The organism is Raoultibacter timonensis (assembly GCF_900240215.1).
Lineage (GTDB): Bacteria > Actinomycetota > Coriobacteriia > Coriobacteriales > Eggerthellaceae > Raoultibacter > Raoultibacter timonensis.
In genome coordinates this window covers 336486-351490 of sequence record NZ_LT964679.1, presented here as the reverse complement: position 1 = coordinate 351490, position 15005 = coordinate 336486, and the positions used below count along the sequence as shown (strand labels likewise).

Genomic DNA, 15005 nt, shown 5'->3' with positions numbered 1-15005 from the left:
TCCCGGCGCCCCTGCGGCTCCCGGCGCCCCTGCGGCTCCCGGTGCCCCTGCAGCTCCGGGTAAGCCTCAGGCCTAGCGCGTCGAGCCCCGCCCGGCACACTCGCTCAAGGGTCGGGGCGAGACAGGATGGAAGAGGCCTGAGAGCCGCATCACCGAACCCAAACGAACCGAAGCAGAGCCATGCTGACAGGAACCGGTTCCGGAGCCCATCCGGAACCGGTTCCTTCATTTTTACGACCCCTCGTCCGGGCAAGGCGATGCTGCCCAAAGCCCGCATGGAGCTGAGACCCGACGCTTTCTTTCGTTTCGGCCACAGGAAGACCATGCCATAGCGCCAGAGCAACCATTGTTTGCAGGCACATCAAGGAAGCGAAGGGTCATTGGATCAATAGGATGCAGATCAATTTCGATGGATCTGCAGGTCGACCTCGATGGCTCTGCCGCATGCTGCGGGCAATGAAAGGGGCCTGGTTCAAAATGAATCGAACCCCGATAGCGCGAAGAGCCCCACTGTTGGACAATCAATGAATCGGACCGCCATGGGGGTTCTTCGGGTCGGAGGCAGGATTGCTCGGAAAGGAGCATTCAGGGGGTTCGGGCGGCGCTTCGCGGACGGGTACACGAAGCGCTCGACGACGACGCGGCACGAGTTCGGCCTTCCGAAGCCCGTCGGCCGTTTCGGCGCGAGGGGCAGCGCCCGGATACGCGAATGCGCCAAGCGCTACCTTAGCGGCGTATCCATGGATTTGCGCGGCACGAAGGCGTCTATCGCGTGCTGAAGCCGCCCGAATTCGCCGTGTTAGTGACTCCGGGCTGAAGCTCCAACGACTCGCCGCACGACTCGCATGTTTTCGACCCGAGAGGGTTCTTGTGCCCGCAACGAATGCATACAGGCACCAGGATGGCCTTTGGTTTCTCTCCCCTGCACAGACCGCAGTTTATACAATAGTGACAACGTCCCATAGGCAGCCGTCTCCCTTTCTGCTCTCTCGGTAGTCCACGTCAAAAAGGCCCAACTGCACCCAAAGCAGTCAGGCCTTTGACCGAATGATTCAAAGAAGGGCTTATCGCACGTAGATGACGATCTTGTCCTTCTGGGCGGCCTTGGCCCGAGCGGCCAGGTCCTCCACCTTGCCGTACACCATTGCCGCGTTCTGGCAGTGGTGTACGCAGGTCGGCAGTTTGCCCGCTGCCACGCGATCGGCACACAGGTCGCATAGGTCGGTGGGCATGGGCAGGTAGTCGTAGTGCCAAGAACCGTCGCTGGACTGGCACGGTCCATCCTGGAAGATGCGGATGCCGAAGTCGCTTTCGGGCATGTTATGCTCCATCTTGCAGGCCGTCAGACAGGCATTGCAGCCAGAGCAGTACTCATAGTCTATGAACAGACCGTATTCGCCCTTGATGTCAGACATGTAATCTCCACCTTTCTTCCTCGCCCGGTTCCAGCCCAGCGGCTGGAACCGGATCGAGCATCGTCGCAATTCCTAGTAGCGGTACTTGTGGGCTGCGGGGTCGTCGAGATCGATAGGATTGGGAGCCATGCGCTCGTGGGTCTTCCAATACTCGTCGATGTCGAAGAAGCCTTCGGGTTCGTAGTCGGGAGTCCAGCCGTCATAGAAGCTGGGCTTGTCGGTAGTATGCGTCTGGCCATGAGTGTAGCCGGTGGTGCACACCTGATAGCTGGGCTGGTCTTCCGGCTTGCTGTTCTCGGGTGTGCACTTGTAGACGGTGCACATGCCGCACTTGATGGGAGCGCCATAGCCGTTGGAGCCGTTCTCGCACTGCGGGATGAGGTTGTTGGGGTTGCAGTCGAACACGCCGAAGAGACTGGGTTCCGCAGGCTCCTGTTCGGGAAACCACCATCCGTGCTCGGTGGAGACGACGCGGGGGTCCAGAGACGGGTTCAAGCGGGCACGCTGGCGCATCTTGCCCATCTGGTTCTCGATCCACACCCATTCGCCGTCGGCGATGCCGTACTCGGCCGCAGTGTCGGGATGGATGTCGAACATCGGATCGGGATGTATCTGGCGGCTGATGGTTTCGGGCTGACGCCACTCGGAGTGGAAGAACTCGTACGAGCGCTTGCCGGTGGTGAGGATCAGCGGGTACTTCTCGGCGAGCTCGGGCGTGGACACGGGGCTCGTCGGGGGCTCTTGGTAGTACGGCAGCGGATCGTCGCCGAAAGAGGCGAACAACGTGCAGTACAGTTCATAGCGGCCCGTGGGGGTCATGAAGCCGACCTGCCCGTCAGGGCGCAGCATGCCCTTTTCGTATTTGCGGTAGTTGTAATGGTGGTACCACATGCCATGGTACTTCTCTTCTACCGTCTCCATGGTCATCGGCGAGCCGTCCTCGTCCACGACACCGTCGCGCTCGAGACGCCAGTTCATGTAGGAGCGGTCGTCCACCACGTGCTCCGGCCAGGCCTCGGGATGGATCCTGTGACCGAGCTCGATCATAATGGTTTCATCGGACTTGCACTCGCCGTAGTCGGAGCAGGCCTTGGTGAGGGTGCGCAACGGGTCGAACCACACGCGCAGGCAGTCGCGTTCGGGGCTCATCGCACAGGGGAGAACCAGGTCGGCGAACGCAACGGCGGTCGGCGTGATGAAGAGGTCCTCGACCACGACGAAATCGAGGGTCTTCAGGGCGCGATACAGGCGTGGGGCGTCTTGGCCCATGTTGGCGATCGGGTTGGCGGATTCGATCCAGAGCATCTTCACGGGATGGGGCTGCTCGGTCTCAACGGCCTGCAAGATAGAATCAGCCTGCGAGGAGGCGGTGAAGCCGTACTGCTTCAACGGGTAGCGCTTCACGCCAAGGCGGTTCTCCACCATGTTCGTGCCCTCAAGCTCCCAAATACCGGAGTTGTAGCCGAACTCGAGGCTTGCGGCTTGGTCGATGAGGACGTTACCGCCGGGGACGTCGATGTTGCCGGTGATACCCACCAAGCATGCGAGGGCATGGGCGGTGATGACGCCGTTCTTCGACATGTCGACGGCAAGGCCCCAATGGATGGTCGCGGGCTTCGCGGCGGCGTACATGCGGGCGGCGGCCACGATCTCCTCTTCGGGGATCCAGGTGATCTCGGCAACCTTCGAAGGCGGGTACTCCTGCACGCGCTCAGCCAAGGCCTCGAAGCCGTACGTCCACTTCTCAACGAACTCGTGGTCGTACAGATCCTCGTTGATGATGACGTTCATGAAGCCGAGCGCCAAGGCGGCGTCGGTGCCGGGACGCACGCGCAGCCATTTTTCGGAACGAGCGCCGATCCAGGTGAGCTGCGGATCTATGGTGATGACCTTCGTGCCGCGTTTCATGGCCTCGATGATCCAGTGACCCTGGAAAGCGTCGGAATTGTTGATCATCGGATTGGTACCCCAGATGACGGCCACTTCGGGGATTTCGTATTCGGGATCCAGCTCGTAGCGCTTGGATCGGAACTGGGAAAAGTCGGAAACCCACTGATTGCCCATGATGACGTAGCACAGCGCCGTGCGGGGCAGCATGCAGGAGTCGCCGGACAGGAAGCACAGCGTGAGGTCGGCGCCGCCGAAGTTGGCGTACTGATTGTGGGCGATGGCCTGGGAGACGTTGCGGCCGGTGCCGATCATGGATACGATGCTTTCCGGACCGTAGTCGCGCTGGATGCGATGGACATTCTCAATGATCATGTCGTACGCTTCGTCCCAGCTGATGCGCTCCCATTTGCCCTCGCCGCGCTCGCCGACGCGCTTCACGGGATGGGTCAGACGACGGGGGTTGTTGACCATCTGGGGCAGTTCGAGACAGCGCATGCACAGGCGGCCCGCCGTGTAGGGGTTGTTGGGGTCGCCTTCGGTCTTCACCAGGCGACCATCCTTGTCGGTGTAGAAGATGATGCCGCAGCTCTGATGGCAGCCAGGGCCCGACCACATGACGGTGCGGGTGGCATCGAGGTCGCCTTCTTTGTAACGGGCCTTGAAGGGGTACTTGTCGAAGTTGTAGTGGTTGTTGTAGTCGACGCCGTATGCAATGCCCCGCTCGCGCACGGAATCGCCTATCTGGTCATCGGCCTCGGTGATTTGAACCAAGGTGTTCGATCGGGCAAACGCAGCCTCTTCAAACGCCTCGCGATCATTCATTTCGTCACTCATGATCCGATCTCCTCTCGTTGTCGCTGATGCGAACAGACGTGGACGCCGCCCCGTGCGGCACTCGCGACTGCCCGTCCTCTTCACTCGTCTTCCCTTTCCGACCAACCGCCACGTCTTCGCGAGATAGCCAGGAAGCAGATACTTGCCATTCTATAAAGAACGCAAAAAATCTTTGGCTGAGCATCCTCCAAAAATGAGAGGGATATTTTGGAGCATTGCCCGTGGAATATCGGACAAGGTGCTTTTCGGGCAATCGCACGTCACCGCAAGCCCCAGTCGCGCCGTCGCCTTCACGGGCACCTGCATCGAAAAGCACTCCTGCCCAACCAACAGATAGACCCCGCCAGCAAAACGCAAGCAGAGGTCTAACCAATGCTGTGGGCGCAGACAGCACTCGGCAATCCGCCTCGAAGCACTCCATAGCTTTGGGAAATGCATCTCTTGCCTCAGATCACCACGCTTCGAATAATCACTTTCCTTTTTGGAATACTCCTTTCATTTAACGAAACGCGAACCACCCCGTTTCCTTTCTACACTTAGCAGCAAGAGCCTGGGCGCTATCCCATCCCGATGGTTCATTCGAGACGGGATAGCGCCCCGCACGAGCACGACGCCACATCGCCGTGCTCGCTTACGCAAGGCAGGACGAGAAAGGAGAGAGAGTTGGCTGATCTCAAAGACGTCTCCCATGAGAGACATACAGGGGAGAAAATCGGCCGCCCGGACAGGTACGAATACGTCGAGCACGATAAGCCTTGGCGCTACCAGGAGGGCGAGTACACGGTAACGCGCGGGAGCGCTTGGTCGGGGCCCGGCTGCCATCTCGGCTGCGGTCTTCTCATGTACACCGACAAGGACGGCAAGCTCGTCAAGGTCGAGGGCGATCCGGACAACCCCTTCAACGAGGGACGCCTGTGCGTACGGTGCCTCGATCTGATGGAGTCCGCCTACAACGAAAACCGCGTGGTCTACCCCATGAAGCGCAAGCCCGAGGATCGCGGTAAAGACGCTTGGGAGCGCATCACCTGGGACGAAGCCTACGATTTGATCGCCGAGAAGTTTCTGGCGTACAAGGAAGAGTTCGGCGCCCAGTCGGTGCTGTTCTTCAAGGGCACGGGCCGCGATATCGCCCCGTGGATCAGCCACCTCGCCTGGTCGTTCGGAAGCCCCAACGTCGTGTTCGCCCTTTCCGGATGCGCATGCTTCGTACCGCGCATCGCCTCGTCCATGTGCACGTCGGGCTCGTTTTGGGTGGGCGATTACTCGCAGCAGTTCACCAAGCGCTACGACGATCCGCGCTGGAAGATTCCCGAGTGCATCATCCTCTGGGGAAACAACCCCATCGTATCGAATTCCGACGGTCTTTACGGCCACTGGGTCGTCGACTGCATGAAACGCGGGTCGAAGATCATTTCGATCGACCCGAAGATGACCTGGCTCGGTACGAAGGCCGAAATATTCCTGCCGCTGCGTCCCGGAACCGACGCTGCACTCGCGATGGGCATCCTGCATGTCATGATCGAAGAGGAGATCTACGACAAGGAGTTCGTCGATTGCTGGTGCTACGGCTTCGACCAGCTGAAAGAAGCCTGCGAACCCTACACCGCCGAGAAAACAGCCGAAATCTGCTGGGTTGCCCCCGAGAAGATCGTCGAAGCGGCGCGCATGATCGCGAACGCCGACGGCATGATCATGCAGTGGGGGGTCTCAGTGGACATGAGCAGGGAAGCCGTGCCCGCCTGCCAAGCGCTTTCGGCCATCTTCCAGATCACCGGCAACGTCGATGTGCCCGGCGGCATGATCGCTCCCCCGTCGATTCTTCCCTACTACGCCGGCTGGGGAGGCGAGAACCTATCCGACGAGCAGAAGGAGAAACGCCTCGGCATCCACAAGTACCCGCTGTACCGCTACGGCTTCAAAAACGCTTCGACCGACGTGACGATCGAGTGCCTTGAGACCGGCAAGGACGAGCTGGGCAACGACTACCCGCTGAAAGCGGGTTGGCTGCAGACCACCAACCCGCTCATCAACTCCTCGCCCGACACGCGCCGCACCTACAACGCGCTCAAGAAGCTCGAGTTCATCGTCTCGGTCGATCTGTACATGACCCCGACGGTGCAGGCCCTCGCCGACGTGTTTCTACCCGCTTGCACCTTCGCCGAACGCAACGGCATCCGCATCGGCGACGGCGTACAGCGCGGCGAGACGATCAACAAGGCCATCCAGGTGGGCGAAGCGAAATCCGACATGGTCATCAACCTCGAAATCGGCAAGCGCATCTGCCCCGAGTTCTACCCGTGGGATACCGAAGAGGAGATGTTCTCCCATATCCTCGAGGGCATGGACATGACGTTCGAGGAACTGCGCGAAGCCGCTCCGACCTACCTCGACTTCGAATACAAGAAGTACGAGAAGGGCCTTCTGCGCGCCGACGGCCAACCGGGATTCCAGACGGCAACCGGGCGCATCGAGCTGTGGTCCTCCTACTTCAACCAGATCGGCATCGAGTGCGTGCCGAGCTTCGACGAGCCCTCCCCCGGCCCCATTGCCGATCCTGAGATGTACGAGGAGTATCCGCTCATCCTGACCACGGGAGCGCGCACCTGGTCGCTGTTCCATTCGGAGCACCGGCAGGTACCGCGCCTGCGCGCCCTGCGACCCGATCCCATCTTGCAGATGCACCCCGAAGCGGCCGCCCGGTACGGCGTTGCCGAAGGTGACTGGGTCTGGGTCGAGAACCATCGCGGACGAGCGAAACGCCGCGTGCAGCTGACCGAGGCCCTCGATCCGCGCTATTGTTCGACGGATCACGGCTGGTGGATGCCCGAACAGGCCGGATGGGAAGACGGCGGCTTCAGCGGCATGTACGATTACAACATCAACCAGCTGCTCGCCTACGATCCCGGCCGCTCCGGATTCGGTTCGAACTACAAGACGGTACTCTGCCGCGTGTACAAATGCGAACAGGATGATCACAACACGCTCGCAAATCCACTCGGCTTCGATGAGAAGGTTGGTGAGTAGCTATGCCACAGGGAATCCTCGTTGACTACGAATGGTGCTCGGGGTGCCATTCATGCGAAATGGCGTGCGCCGTCGAGACCACGCACGCCGACTTCCCCGAAGGTCACTGCGGAGTCAAGATCCACGAAGAGGGCATCTACCAGATCGGCGAAGATGCCTGGACCGACATCAACATGCCCGTGTTCACCGACCTGTGCGACCTGTGCGCCAAGCGCATGGCCGAGGGCGGTGCCGAACCGACCTGCGTGAAGCACTGCCAGGCGCACGTTTTGAAATTCGGCGAAGTCGAAGAGCTCGCCAAGGATCTGGCAGCCAAGCCCAAGCAGGTTCTGTACTGCCTCAAAGGCTAAAAAACGCGCTGCCGCCCACAAGGCGGCAGCGCAACCGAACGACTACGGGAAGGATTGCTATGTGCCAGACATGCATTGGATGCGGGAAATGCACCGGCGAAACACAGCCGCCGCTCAAACCCGGCACCTGTCCGCTGTGCGGATACGAGAACGGTGCCCAAGCCCTCTCATGCTCCCAGTGCGGAACCGTCCTCCCGCTCCCCCCGGGTCGGTCGATCGCCCCCGAAAACCCCGTATCAAACCCCGAGAGACAGGAGATTGGCCATGTGCTTCAGACCAGCAGCGATCGAATCGGATAGAAAATGCCCCTCGTGCGGGGCGACGTGCGGGCCCCTTGACGCCTCGTGCGCGCAATGCGGAGCAGAGCTGCCCGCCGCAGGCATCCCGGGAGCGCCCGGTGCCCCAAGCGCTCCCGGTGCTCCGAAAGCCCCTGGATCCCCCGGAGCGCCAAGCGCACCGAAAGCACCGGGTGTACCCGGAGCCCCGAGCGCTCTGGAAAAATAAGGGGCCGATCGGCCTCATCCAGGCCAACCGCGTTCATGCGCCCCGATTCACCCATCCGTGCGGATAGGAAATCGGGGCGCATCGCATTGAGAGGCAAACGGAACAGCCTCTCTCACGAGCAGGTTCCCTGAGATCGGGATGCAAGCCGATTGCGACAGTACTCGAGGGCCTCCAAGCACGGTGCGACCACCTCTTCGCTGGTCTCCTTGAGCCACAGGGCGTTCACGCTGTAGCATGAAGGCCGATCGTTGATGCGCAGAAAACACGCCTTGTCGCCGAAAACGGGAATGTTGTGCTCGGACGAGAACGCCACGCATTTCCCCATCTCCACGTCAAGGTACATCGTATCCACATCGCTGTAGTACTGGCGCGTCGGCGACGAGCCGCTCGGCGGCAGAAGCGCCTCGACGAAGTTGCTCAAGCCGGGATAGGCGGAGGGGTCGGGCAGAAGCAGCTGCTGCCCTTCGAGCTGGGCGGCATCGATTCCCTCGTTCTGGAAGGACGCGAGCGGGTGATCGTAGCTGACGATCGCATCGAAGCAATCCTCGTAGATGAACTGCGAGTTGCAGCGCGCCTTCATATCGACGTCCAGATCGATGGCGAGCGCCAAATCGATCTTGCGCATGGCCAGCGCAGAATACAGCTCTCCGTACTCCATGCACGACAGAGACACCCTCACGCCAGGCTGTTCCCTGTTCATCCATTTCAGGAACATGGCGAGAAACGGGCGTGCAGCATTGCGCAGATATCCCACGCGCACCACCGATTCGTACGATTGGTTGATCGCCGTGATGCGGGCCAGAGCGCGCTCGTAGCTCCCCACGATGGTGCAAGCCTCTTCCAGGAAAGCATCCCCGCTCTTCGTAAGGCGAACGTGATGGCTGTCTCGCACGAAGAGCTTGGCACCGATTTCATCCTCCATCGAGGCTACGTGCTTGCTGAGAACCGATTGACTGACGTAGAACCGCTTCGCCGTGGCGCTGAAGCTCAGCGTTTCGGCAAGATAGATGAATTCTCGTAGATGGTCGATGTTCATAGGAGCCCCCTAAGCCGTACGTGCCGCCCTGCGTTCGCATCATGTGCCTGCTTACATTATATAGTTTTCGCTATGCGCTCAGAAGCCCCTTGTCGACGACGATGCTGCCATCGCGCAGCACCAGGGCGACATCGCGCGTGTTTTCGATGCTCTCGAGAGGATCGCTGCCCAATACGACCAGATCGGCCGCCTTGCCTACCGCAACGGTGCCGAAAGAATCCTCGCGTTGCAGCAATTCCGCGTTGCCGCCCGTGCAGGCTGCGAGCACCTGCAAAGGCGTCATGCCGCACTGAACGAGCTCGCGCATCTCACGATGGAGCGAGCGGCCGTACGCGACGAACGGTATGCCGGCGTCGGTACCCACGCCTATCCGAACGCCCGACCGCACCATCTTCGCCACGGCTCTGCGCGCAGCCGGCGCGACGGGCGGCGCTCCGTTCGTGAAACCGTGCTCCTCGTGCTCGGCGGTGGCCACGATGGTGGGCGTCACGTATGCGCCCCGGCTCACGAGCTTGGCTAAGAGTCCGTCGCCGATCTCCTGATCGGGGTCGGTGCACACGTTGCAGACGTGTTCGATCGCATCGACCCCCGCATCGAGCGCCCTGTCCATGTCGTCCAGATCGTCGATGTGGGCCATAACTCGCTTGCCCGATTCATGGGCGAACCGGACCACAAGGCGAAGCTGCTCGTCGGTCATCGTGGGCACCGTCGTGTCTTCGGGGTACAAGAGCTTGTTGTCGTCTCCGCAAAACACCTTGACGACATCGACGCCTTCGCCAACGGCGCGCCGAACCGCTGCTTCGATGCGACCCGCCCCATCTTCCTTGTGAATGAGCACGCAGGCGTTCTGCATGACGAGGGCATCGTCGCCGTACACCGTGCTGAGCGGGTGGCCTCCGCAAGCCTGTACGAACCGACCCGACGCGACGATGTGCGGAGCGCGAACCAGCCCCGCCTCCGCCTCGTCACGAAACGAGAGGATATCGGGCGTCCAATCTCCGCCGGAGCGGACGGCCGTCACGCCCCACGAGAGCAGTTGGTTCACGTTGTACGCGTAATCCCCCGTAGCATGCCGCCCGCGGTTGCCCATGCGGTCGTCAAGCGCATCCGATCCCCCGAGGTGCACATGGGCATCGATGAAACCGGGGAGCAGCGTTTTACCGCGCAGGTTTACGACCGTCGCGTCTTCGGGCACCTCGATGCCGCATCCGACCGCCACGATGGCCTTTCCCTGAATCAAAACGGTAGCATCGACAACGGGGGCAGCGCCCGTACCGTCGATGAGGTTCGCTCCCACGAATGCCAGCATACCAACCTCCTTCATCGATCATACTAACCGAAAAGGCTGCAGCCTGGCTGAGAACCAGACCGCAGCCTTCGCAAAACCTACGGAAGCGAAACGCTCGTCGCCGTTACGCCGGCACGATCGGAAGCAGCAAGCCGCCGATGAAGTACAGTACGAGCACTTCGACGAGCACGTAGACGATGGAACTCAACCAACCGGCTTTCGTCAGCTCGGCGGTGGTGTAGTAGCCCTCACTGTACGACACCATCATGGGCGGGCTCAGCGGAAGCAGGAAGCTGCCCGCGGTAACCGATGCCATGAGCATGGCGAAGATGGCCGGGGAGATGCCGGAGGCAACGCAGAAGCCCATAACCGGCGGCACGAACAGGGCGCAGAGCGCGGGTGCCGCAGGCACGACCGTATGGACCAGGTAGGCGACCGCCATGATGATGATAAGGGCGAGCAGCGTGTTGATTCCCATGATTCCGCTGTTCAAGAACAGGTTGACCATGTAAGCTGCGGCACCGGTGGAAGCGGCTGCGTTGGCCATGCACATAACGCCGCCGACCATGAGGATAACACCCCATCCCTCGGCATCCTGGAATTCCTTCCAGTTGAGGATATCGATGCCGGGAACGAACGCCACCGCCAGCATGACCATGATGACGTTCACGTTCGAGAGGATGGGAACCCAGTTGCCCGCGATGAACCCGGCGATGAGCACGATCATGTACACGAGCGATTTCTTGTCGAGCGCGGTCATGGGCGCGTCGTCCTTGTCGGCGACGAGTGCCGCCTCTTCGACGGTCAGATCCTCGGGCGGGAAGACTTTGCACAGGATGACCCACAGCACGGGTATCATGATGAGCGCGATGATGAGGCCAGGGACGACCCATTCGAAGAACCCGATCGTAACGCCATACGCGGAGGTAAGCAATCCGGCGCACAGGATGTTGAGCGAATGGCCGAACGGCGTGATGAAACCGCCGATAATGGCTGCAAACGCAATGCCTATCGCCAAGCAGCGCCCGAGGTTCTTCTTCTTTTCCTTCGCGTTGATGGCGTTGAGGAACGGCAAGGCCAACGCCATACCCACGGCTACCGCGCCGGTATCGGTCATGAACATCGACACGATGGCCGTCGCTATCATGTAGGCCAAGACGACGGACTTCGATTTCGTGCCGGCTTTCGCCACGAGTCCGCGCACCAAGCGGCGTCCGAGCGTCGTCTTGATCATGATGGCGGTCATAACGAACACGCCGAAAATGAACCACACGGTCGTTGCGGTAAACCCGCTCCACGCCGTCGCGAAATCGGGAACAACTCCGAACACCGAAAGCAGAATGGCTCCCAAAAGGCCGGTAACGCCCACCGGCAACGTATCGAATATCCAGAACACTACGGCAAACAACAGGATGCCGAGCGACATAACGGCTTCATGGGAAAGCTCCTCGCTTCCGGGGATCATCATCGAAACGATCAGCACGACGACGCCAAGCACGAAACCGATGAGCCGCTTGGTCAAACCCTTCTTCGCTGCGCTCGTCGGCGCAACCGCTTCCTTACTCATATTTCACACCCCTCAATCTCAATGAACGACAGTATCGATGAAGCACTTTTCTCAATCACTTCTTCCCTTCTTCTCGTGCCGAACCGACCTCTTCTTATCCGCCGAGGCGAACATGCCCGAAAGCATCCTCACCGGCGTCAGGTCCAACGCTCGCGCGAAGCGATCGTCTTCGCCTTGTGGCGACATGCCGAAATACTCCCGCGCCTCGGCCATGGTCTGCTTGATGCTCACAGACGGCTCCTGCTCGTCTTCGCCCTCGTGCCGCTTGAAGCGCAGATAGCTGACGCCGAGAACGATAACCACGGCAAGCCCGATGACATACGTTGCAATGCTCTGTTCCATCAACAGCTCCTTTCGATCTTGTGCCTACAGCGGAATCGCCTGCACCAGCCCCATGACGTCGCATACGAAAAACGACCAGCACACCGTTACGAACACGAAGATAGCCGCGGAAAGCCAACCGCCCTTGGCAACTTCGCCGAACCGGTAATAGCCCTGGTCGTAGGTGATCACGATGGTCGGATTCAGCGGCACGAGGAAGCTGCCCGCAGTAATGGACGCGACCACGAACACCGGGATGACCGTCGGAACCCCGACCGTCTGGGCCCACAGCAAAAGCGGCGGCAAGAACAACAGGCAAAGCGCAGGCGCCACCGGGCAGAACGTATGGATGAGGTACATCACGTACCCCACGACGAGCAGCACAAGGAACGGATGGATGTCCAGAACCCCGCTGTTCAGGAACAAGGTGGCAATGAAGTCGGTGCCGCCCGTCGACGATACGGCGTTGCCGAGGCACATGACGGTACCGAAGAACAGAAACACGTTCCATCCCGCGATGTCCTGAAATTCGCGCCACGACATGAGATCCATGCCGGGTAAAAACAGCAGCGCCACGCCCACCATGGCGACGATGGTGGTGTTCAGAGCACCGATCCAGTTGCCCGCGATCCACAGAACCGGCAACAGGATGACGATGCAGATGGACTTCTTGTCCTTGGCGCTCCACGCGCCGCACGAAGCGGTGTTCGCCTCGATGACGTCGCGCTTGTCGGCGATGCTCTCCGGCGGAAACACCCGTGTCAGGATCCACCAAGTCAAGGGAAGCATTACGGCGAAAATGGGAATGCCCACAAGCATCCATCCGAGGAAGCTCACCGTTTCGCCCACGGTCGATTCCATGATCCCGATGCCGAGGATGTTGAGCGAATGCCCGCACGGCAATGCGAATCCGCCGAGCACGCCGGCAAACGCAACGCCCAGCATGAGGCACTTGCCCAAATTCGAAGCCCCCGGCTTCGCATCGACGGCCTTCAGCAACGGCAGGGCCATGCTCATGCCCAAAACCACCGCTCCGGTATCGGTCATGAAGAACGAGGCGACGGCGGTTCCCAGCATGAAGGCGAACACGAGCTTGCGAGAATTGGCACCCGCCCACCCGATCAGCGCACGCGTGAGCCTGAGGCCCAGGGTACTCTTCTGCATGATCGCCGTCATACAGAACACGCACAAAATGAACCAGGTGGTTGCCGAAGTGAATCCGGAAAGCGCTTCGGTCAGCGAGGGGACGACGCCGAGAAAGACGAGCAGCACAACGCCCACCAGACCGACAACGCCCTGCGGCATCGTGCCGCAGAACCACATGGCAACCGACGCCAGCAGTACACCGATGGCCATAATGCCCTCGCGGGAAAGGCTTTCCGATCCCGGTATGCAATACGAAGCGACGATGAACGCCACCGCAAGCGCAGCGCCGATAACGCGCTTGAGGGGAAACGCCCCTTTCGGTTGCAGATGACCCGTCGAAGCCGCCGCCCCGTCGCTCTCCTTCGGCAAGGAAAGGCCGTCGATCGGCGTTGCAGCAGATTTCGTCTGATCGGCTTCGTGCACAAGCATAGACACCAAACCACCCCCATAGCTCAATACCGGTTGTATCGCGTACATCGGGAGCACCCGAACAGCGCCCTACCCCAAGCTGCGCGCTGCGCGGAACGTCCGCATCGGTGCTCGGCCGAACTTCTCGGCTTTCGTTCGTTACCGCTGCGAGCATTGTATGGGCGCTCGGGATACGATGGCGTATCACAAAAGACATGGGCTATTCCAAAAAGGAAAGTTAGCGATCACGTCGGAATACCGTATGGCGCACGGCAAAAAAGGAACGCCTCTCGGCTGCATTCCGAAAGGCGCGAAAACACGTAGCTGTACGCGGTCCGCAGACGGGAGTTCGCATGATGTCCGCCAACCGCCGCCGTGCGACCCATCTAGGACAAACCGCGAGGCCCAAAAGGCACGACCTAGACGATGATAGTATGAAGTGCATCAAGGAGTACGCATATCCCGCATAACGGCCCTGTGCGAACGATCGTACCGTCAGATTCGGGAACTCGTCGCATAAACCTCGTGGTTCGCACAGCGCCAAGCCAACTGAAGACACGATCGCCACCACCTCGACGGGTCCACCTCTATTTCAGCATGCGGCTATAAGGAGAAACGGAGTCGGCGGCGGCGAGGGCGGCGGCCGGGTTGTTGGCCAAGGCGCGATCCTTGACCACGAGTGTCGTACAGAGGGCATCGGAAGCTCGATAGAACAGAGAATCATGGCCGACACACAAACCGATGACCACGTTGAGATCGGTCTCGGCCTCGTTGAGCAGACGAGCCTGCAGCAAGGGGTTGCACGAAACGGTACCGTAGTCGCAGCAACTCTCGACGACATCGAACTTGCTTCGCTTCACGGCACCCACCTTGCAGGCGATTCCGTGGACTTCGAAGCCCTGATGACGGGCGATACGGGCGAACATGCGCCCCTCACGCATCAAACCCGAACACACCGCAACGCCCAACTTCTGCGAGCCTGTTTGCGAAGCGAACAGAAGCGTCTCCTCGACACGGCACAGCACCTCGGAGAAAGCCCTAGAAGATGCGACGGCTGCCGCACCCATTACCTCACCGGCGATTCCCGAACGATAGAGTTCGTTTACCTCATCGCGGACGTCGTCCGACAGAACCCGGGTCGCACAGAAAGCCGGATAGGATTCCGATCCGTCCGCACATCCGCAGACCGCGCAGTCTACGCAGGTTTTCTGTATACCCATCT

General features: G+C 60.4%; 11 protein-coding genes. 2 read left to right on the top strand and 9 right to left on the bottom strand.

The genetic code is table 11. The features are described from left to right. Nucleotides 1-765 precede the first annotated feature (765 nt). The 3 genes from C1722_RS17730 to C1722_RS01415 all read right to left on the bottom strand — a co-directional run bounded on the left by C1722_RS17730 (nt 766) and on the right by C1722_RS01415 (nt 4139). Nucleotides 766-963 carry a zinc-ribbon domain-containing protein gene (locus C1722_RS17730; RefSeq protein WP_425226270.1) on the bottom strand — a complete coding sequence of 66 codons (198 nt, stop codon included), beginning with the start codon at nt 961-963 and terminating at the stop codon, nt 766-768. A gap of 101 nt (nt 964-1064) precedes the next feature. Next, a complete protein-coding gene (locus C1722_RS01420) occupies nt 1065-1415 on the bottom strand; it encodes an oxidoreductase (protein ID WP_102377683.1) in 351 nt (116 codons plus the stop codon). 72 nt (nt 1416-1487) lie between these two features. Continuing rightward, nucleotides 1488-4139: a molybdopterin-dependent oxidoreductase gene (locus tag C1722_RS01415; protein WP_244386007.1), complete on the bottom strand. Its 2652-nt coding sequence runs from the start codon at nt 4137-4139 to the stop codon at nt 1488-1490. A 663-nt stretch (nt 4140-4802) separates the two neighbouring features. Here C1722_RS01415 and C1722_RS01410 point away from each other — a divergent pair. Continuing rightward, nucleotides 4803-7163 (top strand): molybdopterin-dependent oxidoreductase, encoded by a 2361-nt coding sequence (locus tag C1722_RS01410; RefSeq protein WP_244386008.1) that lies wholly within the window; start codon nt 4803-4805, stop codon nt 7161-7163. 2 nt (nt 7164-7165) lie between these two features. Then, on the top strand, nt 7166-7513 hold the full coding sequence (locus tag C1722_RS01405; protein ID WP_102377681.1) for a 4Fe-4S dicluster domain-containing protein: 348 nt from the start codon (nt 7166-7168) through the stop codon (nt 7511-7513). 616 nt (nt 7514-8129) lie between these two features. Here the strand turns inward: C1722_RS01405 and C1722_RS01400 are convergent. From C1722_RS01400 to C1722_RS01375, 6 genes are all read right to left on the bottom strand, one after another. Beyond that, on the bottom strand, nt 8130-9053 hold the full coding sequence (locus C1722_RS01400; RefSeq protein WP_102377680.1) for a LysR family transcriptional regulator: 924 nt from the start codon (nt 9051-9053) through the stop codon (nt 8130-8132). 70 nt (nt 9054-9123) lie between these two features. Then, nucleotides 9124-10362: an amidohydrolase family protein gene (locus C1722_RS01395; RefSeq protein ID WP_180994981.1), complete on the bottom strand. Its 1239-nt coding sequence runs from the start codon at nt 10360-10362 to the stop codon at nt 9124-9126. Between the two features lie 103 nt (nt 10363-10465). Further along, entirely contained in the window at nt 10466-11908 is a 1443-nt protein-coding gene (locus C1722_RS01390; RefSeq protein WP_102377678.1) for an SLC13 family permease, read from the bottom strand. A gap of 51 nt (nt 11909-11959) precedes the next feature. Then, nucleotides 11960-12250, bottom strand: coding sequence for a hypothetical protein (locus C1722_RS01385; protein WP_102377677.1), 291 nt, complete (start codon nt 12248-12250; stop codon nt 11960-11962). Between the two features lie 24 nt (nt 12251-12274). Continuing rightward, entirely contained in the window at nt 12275-13804 is a 1530-nt protein-coding gene (locus C1722_RS01380) for an SLC13 family permease (protein ID WP_244902547.1), read from the bottom strand. A 566-nt stretch (nt 13805-14370) separates the two neighbouring features. Continuing rightward, nucleotides 14371-15003: a DUF1847 domain-containing protein gene (locus C1722_RS01375; RefSeq protein ID WP_180994979.1), complete on the bottom strand. Its 633-nt coding sequence runs from the start codon at nt 15001-15003 to the stop codon at nt 14371-14373. Nucleotides 15004-15005 lie beyond the last annotated feature (2 nt).

Bases quoted from the DNA above. Each gene is read 5' to 3' on its own strand.
- C1722_RS17730 (WP_425226270.1), bottom strand. From the start codon at position 963: ATGGGACGTTGTCACTATTGTATAAACTGCGGTCTGTGCAGGGGAGAG.
- C1722_RS01420 (WP_102377683.1), bottom strand. From the start codon at position 1,415: ATGTCTGACATCAAGGGCGAATACGGTCTGTTCATAGACTATGAGTAC.
- C1722_RS01415 (WP_244386007.1), bottom strand. From the start codon at position 4,139: ATGAGTGACGAAATGAATGATCGCGAGGCGTTTGAAGAGGCTGCGTTT.
- C1722_RS01405 (WP_102377681.1), top strand. From the start codon at position 7,166: ATGCCACAGGGAATCCTCGTTGACTACGAATGGTGCTCGGGGTGCCAT.
- C1722_RS01400 (WP_102377680.1), bottom strand. From the start codon at position 9,053: ATGAACATCGACCATCTACGAGAATTCATCTATCTTGCCGAAACGCTG.
- C1722_RS01395 (WP_180994981.1), bottom strand. From the start codon at position 10,362: ATGCTGGCATTCGTGGGAGCGAACCTCATCGACGGTACGGGCGCTGCC.
- C1722_RS01390 (WP_102377678.1), bottom strand. From the start codon at position 11,908: ATGAGTAAGGAAGCGGTTGCGCCGACGAGCGCAGCGAAGAAGGGTTTG.
- C1722_RS01385 (WP_102377677.1), bottom strand. From the start codon at position 12,250: ATGGAACAGAGCATTGCAACGTATGTCATCGGGCTTGCCGTGGTTATC.
- C1722_RS01380 (WP_244902547.1), bottom strand. From the start codon at position 13,804: ATGCTTGTGCACGAAGCCGATCAGACGAAATCTGCTGCAACGCCGATC.
- C1722_RS01375 (WP_180994979.1), bottom strand. From the start codon at position 15,003: ATGGGTATACAGAAAACCTGCGTAGACTGCGCGGTCTGCGGATGTGCG.